Below are 14,101 nucleotides of genomic sequence, written 5' to 3'. Positions count from 1 at the left end.
AGCTATAATAAAATACGATCAGCCATGACCGTTAATTCCATCCCTGACGGAATTTTAACTTTAATATGCCCTTTTTCAATACTAGAAACCACTGCTGATATTGGCTTGGTACCAAGTAATACTTTAACAACATGGCCAACTTTAAGCTGTTCTACATCAACATTTTGTAATACTGTTCTCGTTTGATTGCTAGCTTTATTTTTAACAGGCTTAGAAGTACCATTACGACGACTATTCACCGTCATATTTTTTGTTTTTTCAGGAATAGAACCAGCAGGTTTGTCTTTATTTGCTGCTATTCTTTTTGCTTTAGCTTTTTCTTTGCTTTCCTTCAATTCAGCCTGAGCATGTTCTGCTTGTTGGGTTGTCACGGTATCACAAAAATTACCGTCCAAATCAACGCGATTAGAACCTTCTTTAAGGCAATGTAAGTAGCGCCAGCTTACGGTATATGAACGTAAAGCTACTCGTAATTTAGTTTTACTAAACTTTTCATCAGTAGCTAATTTTTCAATGAGATCTTGAAAAATACCAATCTTTAAAGGCTTAGCTTCACCCTCGATTGTAAAACACTTCGGGAAGTGATTAGATAGGTAAGCAATGATTTCTTTACTATTTTTTAATTCTGGTTGCGTATCCATTGATAATTCCATTACAGCTGTATTTTATGTTATTAAAAACCATAGGGATAAAGTATATCCTAGCTTAGCCCTTTAGCAAATAAATATTAGTAAAGAAATAATTTACTCATTATCCTTATCTTTACGTTTTTGTTCTTCAATAAAGTGAACTAATCCTTTTATACCATCCCTAATTAACCAAGCCATTACCTCTTCTTGCTCGTTACCTTTTAAGCGCAAAAAAGCGGATATCCAAATTTGTAGCGGCTCAGCAGGAGCAATACTATAAGTTGCAAGTTGCTCCTGATTATGGATTAAATAGGACTTAACAAAATCGGGTAAGCTATCAATATGATATTCGATTGCTTTACCTTGTACACCACTTCGTTTACGGCTTTTCCATCCTTCAACTCTAGCCTTACGGTTAATACCTTGCATGGTTGATGGCAAGCCCTCTATTGAAGAAAGATCTTTTGATGAATACCATAATTTTGCCATTTTCTATCCATTTAAAGAAATTATATTGAACTTTGAGAAAATATGTTACAATAAACCGCATAACATATTTATTTTACTTAACTTAATATAAAAACTTACTAAGTTAGTTAATTAAAAAGAGAGCATATCATAAGATAGAAAATAAGGAAAAGAATAATGGCAAATTCATATAGTGACTGGCATCGTGCTGATATAATTGCTGCACTAAAAAAGCGAGGATTAACACTTTCAGGATTATCTCGCCAATCCGGTCTAAGCTCTTCAACATTAAGCAATGCCTTAGTTAGGCCTTGGACAAAAGGAGAAATCCTCATCGCACAAGCACTGAACATGAAAGCTGAAGATATTTGGCCTAGTCGATATAGAGACTACATCAATAATAAACCAATAATAAGACACCTACGAAATAGATTAGCAGAATAGTCTTCACCATATATTTATTTGAGGGGTTTATCCTCTCATTTAATAAAGATCGCACTAAAAACTAAAAAATACATAATATTATATTCATTTTAAGCGTAAAATAGGTTTAACCATTTACTAAATTTGAAAAGGAATATTATGAAACCCTTTACTCCAGATGTGAACTCTCTTTTACCACAACTTAAAAATAATTGGGGCTGGTTTTTTATCGTTGGTATAATTCTGGTCATTCTAGGATTTTTAGCCCTGTCCTACGAATTTTTAGCAACCGTCTTTTCTATCTATTTTATTGGTACTTTATTACTTATTGCTGGAATTGTTCAAGCGTTACATTCTTTTAGGCTAAAAGGGGTTGGGCAAACTGCATTATGGGCTGTTATGGGCGTTTTATACATTATAGCGGGTATCCTTTCATTCACCCAACCAATTGCAGTATCTGCAGCATTTACATTAATTATTTCATTTTTATTAATTGTCAGCGGTATTACTCAAATTATTAATGCTCTTCATAATAAGGGATTTCCTAAATGGGGTTGGTGGTTATTTTCAGGAATTATCACCTTGGTATTAGGATTGATGATCATGATGGGCTGGCCAAATAATAGTTTATGGGTACTTGGGATGTTTCTTGGTATTGATTTGATTTTCCAAGGTTGGGCTTATATCGCTGTTGGTCTTGCTATAAAGTCGGCAAAAAATTAATATTAAACTTAATATATAAAAAACCATTATTCTTAATGGTTTTTTTGTTTTGACTATTTAAATGTTCGATTTGTTTTCGCTTTTACTTCACGCATTGTTTGCAAAATACGATGATAATTATCTAAACGCCACACAGCAATATTTCCTGATTCAGCAGCTTTTTGCAAGCCACAATTAATATCAGTTAAGTGGTTACAATCACGAAACTGACAATTAGATAAATAATCATAAAATTCAGGAAAACCTTGTATAACTTCCTCTGGTTCTAAATGCCATAAACCAAAATCTCGAATGCCTGGCGAATCGATAATATCTCCCCCAGTCGGCAAATGATATAGCCGTGTAGAAGTAGTGGTATGTTGACCTAATCCAGATATTTCAGATATATCACCGACACTAACTTTTATCGATATTTCCGGTAATAATTGATGGATAATACTCGACTTACCAACACCTGATTGGCCGACTAGAATAGATGTCTTGTTTTGTAACTGGCGTTTAAACTCATCTAACCCAAAAGCATTCTTACATGACAATAATAATACTTGATAACCAAGTCGTCGGTAATAGTCAAAAATAATTACCATTTCTTGATATTCAGTTTCACTAAGTAAATCAATTTTGTTTAGGACAATCACCGGCTCTATATTAGTTACAGCACATGCAACTAAGTAACGATCGATAATATTTAATGATAGTTCAGGTAATACCGAAGATATAATCATAATTTGATCAATATTGGCAGCGACCGGCTTAATACCATCATAAAAATCTGGTCGAACAAGTTCAGAATGTCGAGGGTGAACGGCTTCTATCACACTATTTATTTGTAGATCATTATTTTGCCGCCAAATAACGCGATCACCGGTAACTATTGACGCTAATGTTCGTCTTATATTACAACGAAATACTTCACCTTTTAAGCTTTCAACATCCGCAACTTTACCAAAACGGCTAATAACAATCCCATCTTGGGGCGCTAAAAAATCCCCCTCATTATATTGTTCATCAGACCTATTGAGTCGCTTATTATGTTGCTCATCAACTCGTCTTTGCTGAACTTTTGATAATCGATTTTTAGCCACATGACCTCTTTCTATTATGGGAATAAATTACTATAGTGAGTACTACTATACAGTAGATCTCCCCACTATTTTCAAATTATATCAATTCAATATTAACAATAGTTAAATTGAGAACAGGCATAATAACTAATTTTTTAAACGTTTAAACGTAATAATACTACGAGTTTCGCCTTTATCTGCCCAGTTTGGCATTACTCGCCATGGCGTTAATACTTGTAATGTATCACCTTCTATTTTAAATTGACGAGCTTGCTCTGTTCCAACCCATGCAGGATTCCATGCAACTTGTACAGATGTAATCCACTTATCACCTTCAATTCGATACTCACCAGCATAAGCTACCATCGTGTCCAATAATTGTGCTTTTTCTTCTACTGTATTTGCTGACTTACGACCATCACCAGTAAGCATAAACCAAGTTCGCCCTTCTGGCGTAAAAATAGTATATCCTTGAGGGTGATCCCCCATCGGTGGGAATTTTTCGCCAGTTTGTTTTACTTCAATAACATAAGACACCAGTTGCCAAACACCTTGAATTTGCATAACATCATCCTTTGCAAATGCGGGACGGAGAAATGCAAAAATAAGAACAAGAACGAAAAAACAATTCTTTTTTATCATACTAAAAACTCCATACTGCAGTTAAATAATTTATCGCCTATAATACAACATACCCGATTTTGAATAGCTAAAATTGGATTGATAGATCATATATAAATAATGATTAACTGGCAAAATGAATTGTGAACAAATGGTCAAAATAGCATATATAGCGCCCATTCTTATTTAAATTAGCCTTAATAGGTTTTTTATTACCGTAAAAAATTTATAATTATTTGTAAAATCACTTACTGAACTAAGACTTCTCTGCAAAAATAGAGTACATTAACCAATACTATGATTAAACGAATATCGATTTAGACAATGCGTAATAGTGAACCTCTGCCTTTAGACAACTTATTTAATAATAATACTTTTTTGACTATTCAAGAGAGAAGCAAGGCACTTTATACTCTCAATAATTTAGTTCATAAATTATTACCAGATAATCTATGTCAAGAGTGCCGAGTAGCCAATTACCGGCAAGGAATTCTTATTATCAATGTATCATCAGCAAGCTGGTTAACTCGTTTACGATACGAACAAGAAAAACTACGTAGCCTTTTGCGTCAAAATGGACTTAGGGGATTAACATCAATTCAATTTAAAGTAAGTCTTGAACTTAACCCGACGAATAACTGTATATTACATAGTAAAGACTACGATTTAGCCAAAAGGGAAATTACCCTGCAAAGTGCGGATCTATTACTAGCCCTTGCACAAAATTGTTCCCCGAAACTAAAAAGCAATTTGATTAAGCTTGCTAAGCATGCAACAAAAATAGACAATAGGTGAGTAATATACAAACTCGTTAGTAAAAATAATATCCGCGATATTAAGGAGATAATATGGATTTTGAAATGGCAACATACCTTATCATTGGTTTAGTTTTGGGGCTCATCATTGGCATTATTGTTACTAATGTACTTAGTCCAAAATCACGTAAATATAATCAAATGAAACGCGATTTTGAAGAGACAAAGCAAGAGCTGATAGTTCAAAAACAAATGATCGTTAAACATTTTTCTCATAGCGCAGAAATTTTAGATAACATGGCAAAGGAATTCCGTCGACTTTATCAACATATGGCAGATAATTCGAACAACTTAGTATCTCAAGAAGATTTAAATGCTTTCACATTGACACCAACTATAAATATAAACCCAGATAAAACTATTGTGGAAAATCAAATCCCTGTATCAACCCCACCTAAAGATTATTCAAATAATCCATCAGGGTTATTAAAAGGTGAAGAAACAAAGATATAATTCATTTAATAAAAAAAGATAGCGGTAATATCAGCTAAAAACGATAAGCTGCGTAAATAAAACCGATAACTTCGATCAATTAATATTATTTTTTAAGTAACAAAAAATGAGAATTTTTAAAATGAAACAAAAATTTAATTACCCTAATAAATGCTTAACTATTTTAGCATTAACAATTAGCTTAAGCTTAGGCTCGTTAGCCCAAGCAAACATAAAATTGCCGCCCTTTCTTTCCAATCCGTCAGGAACAGCTCAGCAATTACCTAGCCTAGCCCCGATGCTTGAGCAAGTATTACCTTCCGTTGTTAGTATTAAAGTTGAAGGAACAGCGCCAGTTCAAAATAATATGCCTGAAGAATTTAAACGTTTTTTTGGTACCCCAGGTAATCAATCAAGAGCGTTTGTTGGACAAGGCTCTGGCGTGATTATTGATGCAGTTCAAGGTTATGTTGTAACCAATAATCATGTTATTGATAATGCTGAAAAAATAACTATTCAAGTTAATGATGGTCGCGAATTTACCGCTAAACTTATTGGTAAAGATCCTCTTACTGATATTGCATTATTACAAATAGAAAACGGTAAAAACTTGACTGCAATCAAACTTGCCGATTCTGATAAATTGCGAGTAGGTGATTTTGCGGTTGCTATCGGTAACCCATTTGGAATTGGGCAAACCGTTACATCGGGCATTATTTCTGCATTAGCGAGAAGTGGGCTAAAAATGAACGGATTTGAAAATTTCATCCAAACAGATGCATCGATCAATAGAGGAAACTCTGGAGGAGCATTAGTTAATTTAAACGGCGAATTAGTCGGTATTAATACCGCAATTATTGCTCCTGGTGGCGGAAATGTAGGAATTGCCTTTGCTATTCCTAGTAATATGGTAAAAAGCCTAACAGAACAATTTACCGAATTTGGACGAGTGAAACGGGGAATTTTAGGCATTAAAGGTAATGAATTAACATCAGATATTGCAAAAGCATTCGATTTAAATGTACAAAAAGGCGCATTTATTAATGAGGTTATGGATGATTCTGCCGCTAAAGATGCAGGCATTAAAGCCGGTGATGTGATCATATCAATGGATGGCAAACCAATCGAAAGTTTTGCTGAGCTTAGAGCTAAAGTTGCAACCGCTGGTGTAGGACGACAAATTGAGCTAGGCTTAATTCGAGATGGTAAACCCGTTGTGGTTAAAGTTAAGCTTAAAACAACTGATGATGCAACCACTGATGCAAAAACGATACATGCAAGCCTTGCTGGTGCTGATTTAGCCAATAGTGAGTTAGCTGGCAAAACAGGTGTATTAGTTGATAAAATTGCCAATGGCTCAACCGCATTTAATTTAGGTTTAAAAGAGGGTGATTTAATCACTGGGATCAATAAAGAACCAGTCAAAAATATTGCTGACCTCCGCAAAATTATTGATAGCAAACCATCTGTCATTGCGCTCAATATTATGCGCGGCGATAATCAAATCTATCTTATCCTACGTTAATCAGTGAAAAAATAAATAAGGAGCTATTGGCTCCTTATGTTTTACTCAAATAGTTACTAAATGAACAAGTTTACACATCAGCATCTTCATAAAATAAGTGATCATCACAAAAAATAATGACTTATTAAAATAAAAATAACGCCGATTTATTAGCTTTTAATATTTCTATGATATTATCTAAAATTACTATAATTAAGTTAATATTATTGGACTATTTTTTATGCTAAAAAAAATACTTTGGCCTGTTTTGATTGGCGCGGTTTTAGCAATCGTATTATTAATTATTTTTCCATCGTTAAGAAATGGCAGTCGCCTCTCATTACCTCAAACTATCTTTAATAGTGAGCCATTAAGCTATAATCAAGCAGTAAAAGCTGCTGCGCCTGCAGTTGTCAATATTTATAGCCGTGCAATGGGTGAGGCTTCAACAAAAAACAAAGGTGAAATAACGCCACTCGGCTCCGGTGTAATTATTAGTAAAGATGGTTATATCATTACTAATTTTCATGTTATTGAAGATGCTCAGCAAATTATTGTTGCACTGCAAGATGGCCGTATATTTGAGGCATTAATCGTCGGTTCAGATAAACTCGTTGATATCGCCGTACTTAAAATCGAAGCATCAAATATTCCCGTTATACCAATTAACTTAAACAGGGAACCCCAAATTGGTGATATCGTGCTAGCTATTGGTAATCCCTATAATATAGGGCAAACTATAACCCAAGGTATTATCAGCGCAACTGGCCGTGATGGATTAAGTCCCTTTAGACGGCAGAATTTTATTCAAACTGATGCATCGATTAACCACGGTAACTCTGGCGGAGCATTAGTTAATAGTAAAGGTGAATTGGTTGGTATTAATACGTTAACATTTGCCAAAAATAGCTCAAATGATGTGCCAGAAGGAATTGGTTTTGCTATTCCAACAGCATTAGCGACAAAGATTATGAATAAACTCATCAAAGACGGCAAAATTGTACGTGGATATATTGGTATTGATGGTTTAGAGTTTTCACCGACACAAAATCCAAGCGACCACCCAGTTGTATTAGGTATTTTAGTTACAAATGCGGAAGGCCCTGCTAGTAAAGCGGGTATAAAAGCCAACGACATATTAATTTCAGTTAATAATCAACCCGTAACATCAATTATTGAGACAATGGATCAAATTACTGAAATAAAACCAGGAACAACAATCCCTATAATTGTGCTACGAAATGGTGAAAAACTACCACTACAAGTACAGATAGAGCAGTTACCGATTCAAATATAGTAAAGATAGAATTCTACTACTTGACTGGGCGTAAAAATAGCGGTAAAATCCGCGACCTTATTCGTGTTATTTAACATTTGTATGGTGTATAAGTTCTGTTGCAATGCAACCATTTATATAGCGATATAAACAAAAGAGGCTAAAAATGAAAAAAGGTATCCATCCTGAATATAAAGAAATTACGGCAACATGTTCTTGCGGTAATGTAATTAAAACTCATTCTACAGTTGGTCGTGATATTCACCTAGATGTATGTGGCGAATGTCACCCATTTTATACTGGTAAACAACGTGATGTTGCAACTGGTGGACGAGTTGATAAATTCAACCAACGTTTCTCAATGGTTGGTGGTAAGAAATAATTTCTTACTTAAAAAAATAAAAGCGCTAATTAAAACTAGCGCTTTTTTTATATAGAATTAATTAATATTCTAACGAATCGGGATCAATTCCTAATTCTAACATCAATGTTTTTGCCTGCAGTGGAATACCATCAGTTTGTTCTTTACTTAGATCTTGATCACTTGGTAATGGCTGCCCCGTAAAAGCATGTAAAAACGCCTCACATAGTAATTCGCTATTAGTTGCATGCCTTAAATTATTGACTTGCCGACGAGTTCGCTCATCAGTCAAGATTTTTAATACTTTCAATGGAATTGAAACTGTAATCTTTTTAACTTGCTCATTTTTCTTTCCATGTTCGGCATAAGGACTAATATAGTCACCGTTCCATTCCATCATTTGATAGCCTCATTTTATTACATATTAATACTGCAATTAATAGGGCTAATTTTATCGTTTTTTTTAGTAGCGAGCAATCTATACATTAAGATATTTAGACATCTAGACATATTGACGTCTTTTTACTTTATGTTATGCTAAAAACCTTCGCTTAATAAAGGTTAAATATTATGACTAAAAATATTAAGAGTTCTTCACCAACAAAATCACTATCACAGCGAACCATTGCCGTCCGAGGAGGACTTAATAGCGATGTTCAACATGGCGCCGTGATCCCTAAAATATCATTATCAACTTGTTATCGTTTTGCTGAGTTTGGTAAACCAAGGCAATTTGATTATGGACGGAAATCAACACCAAACCGAGATTCCGTCGAACAAACAATTGCCGAATTAGAAGGCGGTGTTGATGCTATTTTAACGAATAGTGGTATGTCAGCAATTCATCTTTTATCTGTTGCTCTATTATCGCCAGACGATTTAATCATTGCTCCACATGATTGTTATGGTGGAAGCTATCGATTATTTAACAGTCTTAGCCAAAAAGGTTATTTTAAAGCACAATTTATTGATCAATCAGATGAAATTGCACTTCAACAAGCACTTAGTTTAAAACCAAAACTTATTTTGATTGAAACCCCGAGTAATCCACTATTACGTGTTGTTGATATACAAAAAATTTCTGATTTAGCTCATCAGTCAGGCACTTTAGTTTTAGTTGATAATACCTTTATGACACCTATTTTACAGAGCCCTTTCCAATTAGGTGCTGATATTATCATTCATTCATGCACGAAATTTCTTAATGGTCATTCTGATTTGTTAGCGGGAGTCTTAGTCTTTCGTGATCAAAATATTGCCGATCACGTTTTATGGTGGTCAAATAATATTGGTACAGCAAATTCATCATTTGATACTTACTTATTACAACGGGGATTACGTACGCTGTCGATTCGAGTTTTAACCCAACAAGAAAGTGCACTTAAAATTGTAGACTTTCTGGTCAACCACCCTAAAATAGCAGCAGTACATCATCCATCATTATCAACAACATCTGGACATGATATAGCGGAAAAACAGCAGAAAGGATTCGGTTCACTGTTAAGTTTTGAACTAAAAGCAAGTGCAGATCAAATACCTTGTTTTGTCGAACAACTTAAAATTTTTACCCTTGCCCAATCGCTTGGTGGTACAGAAAGCCTTATTTCGCATCCAACCACGATGACGCATTCAGGTATAAGCCCGCAAGCACGAAAAGAGGCCGGGATCTCAGATCAGCTACTAAGAATTTCAGTTGGACTGGAAGATATTGATGATTTAATTACCGATCTTAAACAAGCATTAGCTGCAATTTAAATGATTATTAATTTTAGAACTTGATAATAACAATGCGATTAATAAACAGGGGCGACATTAGCCCCATATATAAATAAGCAATAACGATATTTTCGTTATTATATTGTTGTAACATATGATTATAGAGTAAAAACTTAAATTAACATTAACTATAATTTTTTCTTACTGACTTTCTTCATAATTGCATTTGTTAAAGTTCTATGCCAATAATAAAGATCTTTTGCTGGCACAAAAATCAGCTTTGCAATGGGTTCAACCCATAATTGAGAACCTTCACTTTCAATATCATATTGCTCTATCTGTGCAAATAGTTGCAGCTTAACATCACTGTCTTTATCATCACTATCATTTAGAATTTCACAGTTATCGAGTAGATTTTGAGCTAATAAGTTAGGCCAATCACTTGAGGCATTTTTTGGTATTACATTCGTTGATATATGGCGCAGCATATCTCTAAATAATAGTAAATAAACCATTTGTACATTGCGGCCAGATAAATTTTTTAACTGTTCATCGTCCAATGAATTATTAATAATAGCTGGTCCCCATTTGAATAAGAAGGTCTCTTTATAAAACTTTATCAACGGAGTAATATCACGATAATATTTACTAACCAAATTATCTATTTCCGCTGAAATTTGCATGGTTGGGTAACCTACATTATTACGGCCATATAACTCTCTACCTGTCAGCGCTATAGGCTCTTTTTTCTTAGGTAGAATTTTACTTAATAAATTACCCAACATAACAAGTCCTTTTATTAACCGTAAATCTATTTATCGATCTTAGCTTTTTGCCTAACTGACTCAAAAAGGCAAATACCGGTTGCAACTGATACATTTAATGAAGAAACAAACCCTGACATTGGAATGCTAATTAACTCATCACAATGTTCCTTAGTTAAACGCCTCATGCCTTCACCTTCAGCACCCATAATAATAGCAAGTTTACCAGTCAAATTACTCTGATATAAAGAATGATCCGCCTCACCAGCAGTGCCAACAATCCAAATTTGATGCTCTTCTTTTAGCATTCGTAACGTTCTTGCTAAGTTAGTCACACGAATAACCGGAACGCTTTCCGCTGCGCCACAAGCGACCTTTTTAGCAATAGCATTTAATGGAGCTGACTTGTCTTTAGGAATAATAATTAGATCTACACCAGCAGCATCAGCAGTACGTATACATGCTCCTAGATTATGAGGGTCGGTAACGCCATCAAGAATCAAAATGAATGGATCTGCTTTTTTCGTTAATAAATCAGGTAAATCATTTTCATGGTAATTACGGCCCTCTTTTATTTTAGCCATAATTCCTTGATGCACGCCTTGCGAACTTTGTTCATCAAGCCATTTTCTATCAACTACTTTGACTTGTAGTCTTAATGATTCAATCTCTTGTACAAGAGTATTGAGTCGTTTATCTTCACGATTTTTTAGTAAATAAACATCCAAAATTCTTTCTGGCGAACGCGCTAACATTCCTTGTATCGCATGGATACCATATATCATTTCACTCATTTAACTGACTTCTTCTTTATAGTTGATGATTTCGCAGCCACTTTTTTACTGACTACTTTTTGTTCTTTGACTTTTTTTACCGACGAATTTTTACGAGTTTTCTTTTTAAACTCATCTTTATTCAACGTCTTTGCTTGTTTATTATTAGCTCGATCTTTGGCAGTTTTCCCCTGACGACGAGGCTTATTATCACTACCAAGCAAACTAAAATCAATTTTTCTTTCTTCTGGATTAACGGCTTCCACCTTAATTTTAACCTTATCACCTAAACGATAAGAAAAACCGCTATTCTCACCAATTAGACGGCTTCTCGCTGCATCAAAATTATAGTAATCATTTTCAAGAGTAGATACATGAACTAAACCATCGATAAATAAGTCATCTAATCGAACAAAAAAACCAAAGTTAGTCACGCTTGATATTACACCATCAAATACTTCGCCAACATGGTCTTGCATAAAATCACATTTTAACCAATCAACCACATCACGTACAGCCTCATCAGCCCGCCTTTCAGTCATCGAACAATGCTCACCAAAATAAAGCATCTCACTGATATTATAAAGATAACCACCCGTTTTACTTTCTTGATGATTTTGATTAGCTAAAATCCATTTGATAGTCCGATGTAACAATAGATCTGGATAACGGCGAATTGGCGAGGTAAAGTGAGCATACGAATCAAGAGCTAATCCAAAATGTCCTCGGTTTTCAGGATCATAAATAGCTTGTTTCATCGAACGTAAAATCATCGTTTGCAACATATCTCGATCAGGCCGCTGCGCAACAAGTTCCATAAGTTTAGCGATATCTTTAGAATGAGGTTTATCTCGGCCTTCAAGCACCAGCCCTAATTCACTTAATACACTGCGTAAATTATTAAGTCTGTCTTCATCAGGTTTGTCATGTACACGATAAAGAGAGGGAACTTCTAGCCCTTCAACTAATTTAGCTGCCGACACATTCGCTAAAATCATACACTCTTCAATAATTTTATGTGCATCATTACGCTGAGCCATTTCAATTCGCTCAATACGTTTATCCGCGTTAAAAATAAATTTTGGCTCAGCCGATTCAAAGCTAATTGCCCCACGCGTAGCTCGCGTTTTATCTAATAACTTATATAGTGCATATAGATTTTCTAAATCGCTAACTTGGGACTGGTAATGTTGACGCAATTCTTCATCACCATCGAGAATTTTTTGTACTTTAGTATAGGTTAATCGGGCATGTGAGTTCATCACCGCTTCATAAAACTGATAATCCTTTAGTTGACCTTTGGCCGAAATAGTCATTTCACATACTAAACACAAACGGTTAACTTGCGGATTCAATGAACAAAGACCATTAGAGAGGACTTCTGGTAACATTGGGATCACTCTTGATGGAAAATACACTGAGGTACCACGGTTACAGGCGTCTTTGTCTAAAGCAGTTTTCGGACGAACATAATAACTAACATCGGCAATTGCTACCCACAATCGGTAGCCGCCACCTTTATTCTTTTCACAGTACACAGCATCATCAAAGTCTCTAGCATCTTCACCATCAATTGTTACTAAAGGTAGATCAGTTAAGTCTTTACGACCTTTTTTTGCTTGAGCTGATACAGTTTCGGATAGTTTACTGACTGCCTTTTCAACTTCAATTGGTAAAATATGAGGAATTTCATGGTTACGTACAGCAATCTCAATTGCTAAGTTCGTTCCCATATTTTCACCTAAAATTTCGGAGATCCGACCAACCGCTTTTTGTCGATGTTCAGGTCTTTTTAATAATTCAACGACAACAACTGCGCCCATTCGCACCGTCTCTATCGGTTTTTCAGTTATTAAAATATCAAAATTTAATCGGCTATCATCAGGAACAACAAAACCAATACCTTGTTCAATAAAATAACGACCAACAATTTGGTTGTTACGAGGCTCAAGTACTCGAACAATGCGAGCCTCTATTTTTCCTTTATATTGATCGCTCATCGGCTGAGCGAGCACCACGTCACCTTGTAATGTTTTACGCATCTGCTCAGGTGATAAAAAATAGTCGTCAGGTCTACCTTCTACACGCAAGAAACCAAATCCATCACGATGCGCAATGACAGAACCTTTAACCATCGCGAGTTTTTCGGGTAGCGCATAACATTTTCGGCGAGTAAAAATAAGTTGTCCATCGCGCTCCATAGCACGTAAACGACGATGTAATGCATCTTTTTGCTGATCACCACTAATTTGCATAGCTTGTGCAATATTATCCAAATTAGCCGGTTTTGCTATTTTTTCTAAGTAGTTAAGAATTAATTCACGACTAGCAATTGGCGATTCATACTTCTCAGCTTCACGCTCATAAAACGGGTCTTTAATCATGTTATATTATCCTCTTGATAATTTAACAGTAAGCATAACATAATTTTTCCTATGCGATGAATGTCCAATAACAGTTTTTATAAAATAATTAATCATCTACAAATAAAAAACCACTCAAAAGAGTGGTTTTTTTAGAATATCGAACAAC

Annotated in this window: 16 protein-coding genes; 8 read left to right on the top strand and 8 right to left on the bottom strand. The window is 34.9% G+C overall.

What is annotated here, in order from left to right; translation table 11 throughout:
* Positions 1–2: 2 nt before the first annotated feature.
* Together proQ and RHO14_02150 are read right to left on the bottom strand one after the other, a co-directional pair.
* Positions 3–641 carry an RNA chaperone ProQ gene (proQ, locus tag RHO14_02155; protein ID WVD71613.1) on the bottom strand — a complete coding sequence of 213 codons (639 nt, stop codon included), beginning with the start codon at positions 639–641 and terminating at the stop codon, positions 3–5.
* A gap of 102 nt (positions 642–743) precedes the next feature.
* Positions 744–1,118 carry a DNA-binding protein gene (locus tag RHO14_02150; GenBank protein WVD71612.1) on the bottom strand — a complete coding sequence of 125 codons (375 nt, stop codon included), beginning with the start codon at positions 1,116–1,118 and terminating at the stop codon, positions 744–746.
* Positions 1,119–1,274: 156 nt separating this feature from the next.
* Here RHO14_02150 and RHO14_02145 point away from each other — a divergent pair, with 156 nt between their 5' ends.
* Positions 1,275–1,541, top strand: coding sequence for a helix-turn-helix transcriptional regulator (locus tag RHO14_02145; protein ID WVD71611.1), 267 nt, complete (start codon positions 1,275–1,277; stop codon positions 1,539–1,541).
* A 138-nt stretch (positions 1,542–1,679) separates the two neighbouring features.
* A complete protein-coding gene (locus tag RHO14_02140) occupies positions 1,680–2,243 on the top strand; it encodes an HdeD family acid-resistance protein (protein WVD71610.1) in 564 nt (187 codons plus the stop codon).
* Between the two features lie 53 nt (positions 2,244–2,296).
* Here RHO14_02140 and rsgA read toward each other — a convergent pair whose 3' ends face one another.
* Together rsgA and RHO14_02130 are read right to left on the bottom strand one after the other, a co-directional pair.
* Entirely contained in the window at positions 2,297–3,328 is a 1,032-nt protein-coding gene (gene rsgA, locus RHO14_02135) for a small ribosomal subunit biogenesis GTPase RsgA (GenBank protein WVD71609.1), read from the bottom strand.
* A gap of 126 nt (positions 3,329–3,454) precedes the next feature.
* Positions 3,455–3,949 carry a lipocalin-like domain-containing protein gene (locus tag RHO14_02130; protein WVD71608.1) on the bottom strand — a complete coding sequence of 165 codons (495 nt, stop codon included), beginning with the start codon at positions 3,947–3,949 and terminating at the stop codon, positions 3,455–3,457.
* A gap of 303 nt (positions 3,950–4,252) precedes the next feature.
* On the opposite strand from RHO14_02130, the gene RHO14_02125 reads away from it, so the two are divergent.
* The 5 genes from RHO14_02125 to rpmE all read left to right on the top strand — a co-directional run bounded on the left by RHO14_02125 (position 4,253) and on the right by rpmE (position 8,337).
* Entirely contained in the window at positions 4,253–4,723 is a 471-nt protein-coding gene (locus tag RHO14_02125; GenBank protein WVD71607.1) for a DciA family protein, read from the top strand.
* Positions 4,724–4,776: 53 nt separating this feature from the next.
* Positions 4,777–5,196 carry a DUF1043 family protein gene (locus RHO14_02120; GenBank protein WVD71606.1) on the top strand — a complete coding sequence of 140 codons (420 nt, stop codon included), beginning with the start codon at positions 4,777–4,779 and terminating at the stop codon, positions 5,194–5,196.
* 121 nt (positions 5,197–5,317) lie between these two features.
* Positions 5,318–6,700, top strand: coding sequence for a Do family serine endopeptidase (locus tag RHO14_02115; GenBank protein ID WVD71605.1), 1,383 nt, complete (start codon positions 5,318–5,320; stop codon positions 6,698–6,700).
* Between the two features lie 220 nt (positions 6,701–6,920).
* Positions 6,921–7,976 carry an outer membrane-stress sensor serine endopeptidase DegS gene (gene degS, locus RHO14_02110; GenBank protein ID WVD71604.1) on the top strand — a complete coding sequence of 352 codons (1,056 nt, stop codon included), beginning with the start codon at positions 6,921–6,923 and terminating at the stop codon, positions 7,974–7,976.
* 145 nt (positions 7,977–8,121) lie between these two features.
* Positions 8,122–8,337 (top strand): 50S ribosomal protein L31, encoded by a 216-nt coding sequence (rpmE, locus tag RHO14_02105; protein ID WVD71603.1) that lies wholly within the window; start codon positions 8,122–8,124, stop codon positions 8,335–8,337.
* A 61-nt stretch (positions 8,338–8,398) separates the two neighbouring features.
* Here the strand turns inward: rpmE and metJ are convergent, their stop codons facing one another.
* On the bottom strand, positions 8,399–8,716 hold the full coding sequence (metJ, locus tag RHO14_02100) for a met regulon transcriptional regulator MetJ (protein WVD71602.1): 318 nt from the start codon (positions 8,714–8,716) through the stop codon (positions 8,399–8,401).
* Positions 8,717–8,886: 170 nt separating this feature from the next.
* Between metJ and metB the strand changes: the two genes are divergently transcribed.
* Positions 8,887–10,071, top strand: a complete 1,185-nt coding sequence (gene metB, locus RHO14_02095) for a cystathionine gamma-synthase (protein WVD71601.1) — start codon at positions 8,887–8,889, stop codon at positions 10,069–10,071.
* Between the two features lie 149 nt (positions 10,072–10,220).
* On the opposite strand, the gene RHO14_02090 is transcribed toward metB, so the two are convergent.
* Genes RHO14_02090 through rnr form a run of 3 tightly spaced genes read right to left on the bottom strand, consistent with a single transcriptional unit; the run spans position 10,221 to position 13,953 of the window.
* Positions 10,221–10,817, bottom strand: a complete 597-nt coding sequence (locus tag RHO14_02090) for a hypothetical protein (protein ID WVD71600.1) — start codon at positions 10,815–10,817, stop codon at positions 10,221–10,223.
* Between the two features lie 26 nt (positions 10,818–10,843).
* The gene (gene rlmB / locus RHO14_02085; protein ID WVD71599.1) at positions 10,844–11,590 is read right to left on the bottom strand and encodes a 23S rRNA (guanosine(2251)-2'-O)-methyltransferase RlmB; all 747 of its coding nucleotides are present in this window, start codon (positions 11,588–11,590) and stop codon (positions 10,844–10,846) included.
* A complete protein-coding gene (gene rnr, locus RHO14_02080; protein ID WVD71598.1) occupies positions 11,587–13,953 on the bottom strand; it encodes a ribonuclease R in 2,367 nt (788 codons plus the stop codon). The genes rlmB and rnr overlap by 4 nt, the downstream gene beginning before the upstream one ends.
* Positions 13,954–14,101 lie beyond the last annotated feature (148 nt).

This window comes from Orbaceae bacterium lpD04, from assembly GCA_036251935.1.
GTDB classification, from domain to species: domain Bacteria; phylum Pseudomonadota; class Gammaproteobacteria; order Enterobacterales; family Orbaceae; genus Orbus; species Orbus wheelerorum.
The sequence above is the reverse complement of the archived record's forward strand: the minus strand, read 5'-3'. Positions and strand labels throughout refer to the sequence as shown.

Bases quoted from the DNA above. Each gene is read 5' to 3' on its own strand.
- proQ (WVD71613.1), bottom strand. From the start codon at position 641: ATGGATACGCAACCAGAATTAAAAAATAGTAAAGAAATCATTGCTTAC.
- RHO14_02150 (WVD71612.1), bottom strand. From the start codon at position 1,118: ATGGCAAAATTATGGTATTCATCAAAAGATCTTTCTTCAATAGAGGGC.
- RHO14_02145 (WVD71611.1), top strand. From the start codon at position 1,275: ATGGCAAATTCATATAGTGACTGGCATCGTGCTGATATAATTGCTGCA.
- RHO14_02140 (WVD71610.1), top strand. From the start codon at position 1,680: ATGAAACCCTTTACTCCAGATGTGAACTCTCTTTTACCACAACTTAAA.
- RHO14_02130 (WVD71608.1), bottom strand. From the start codon at position 3,949: ATGATAAAAAAGAATTGTTTTTTCGTTCTTGTTCTTATTTTTGCATTT.
- RHO14_02125 (WVD71607.1), top strand. From the start codon at position 4,253: ATGCGTAATAGTGAACCTCTGCCTTTAGACAACTTATTTAATAATAAT.
- RHO14_02120 (WVD71606.1), top strand. From the start codon at position 4,777: ATGGATTTTGAAATGGCAACATACCTTATCATTGGTTTAGTTTTGGGG.
- RHO14_02115 (WVD71605.1), top strand. From the start codon at position 5,318: ATGAAACAAAAATTTAATTACCCTAATAAATGCTTAACTATTTTAGCA.
- degS (WVD71604.1), top strand. From the start codon at position 6,921: ATGCTAAAAAAAATACTTTGGCCTGTTTTGATTGGCGCGGTTTTAGCA.
- rpmE (WVD71603.1), top strand. From the start codon at position 8,122: ATGAAAAAAGGTATCCATCCTGAATATAAAGAAATTACGGCAACATGT.
- metJ (WVD71602.1), bottom strand. From the start codon at position 8,716: ATGATGGAATGGAACGGTGACTATATTAGTCCTTATGCCGAACATGGA.
- metB (WVD71601.1), top strand. From the start codon at position 8,887: ATGACTAAAAATATTAAGAGTTCTTCACCAACAAAATCACTATCACAG.
- RHO14_02090 (WVD71600.1), bottom strand. From the start codon at position 10,817: ATGTTGGGTAATTTATTAAGTAAAATTCTACCTAAGAAAAAAGAGCCT.
- rlmB (WVD71599.1), bottom strand. From the start codon at position 11,590: ATGAGTGAAATGATATATGGTATCCATGCGATACAAGGAATGTTAGCG.
- rnr (WVD71598.1), bottom strand. From the start codon at position 13,953: ATGATTAAAGACCCGTTTTATGAGCGTGAAGCTGAGAAGTATGAATCG.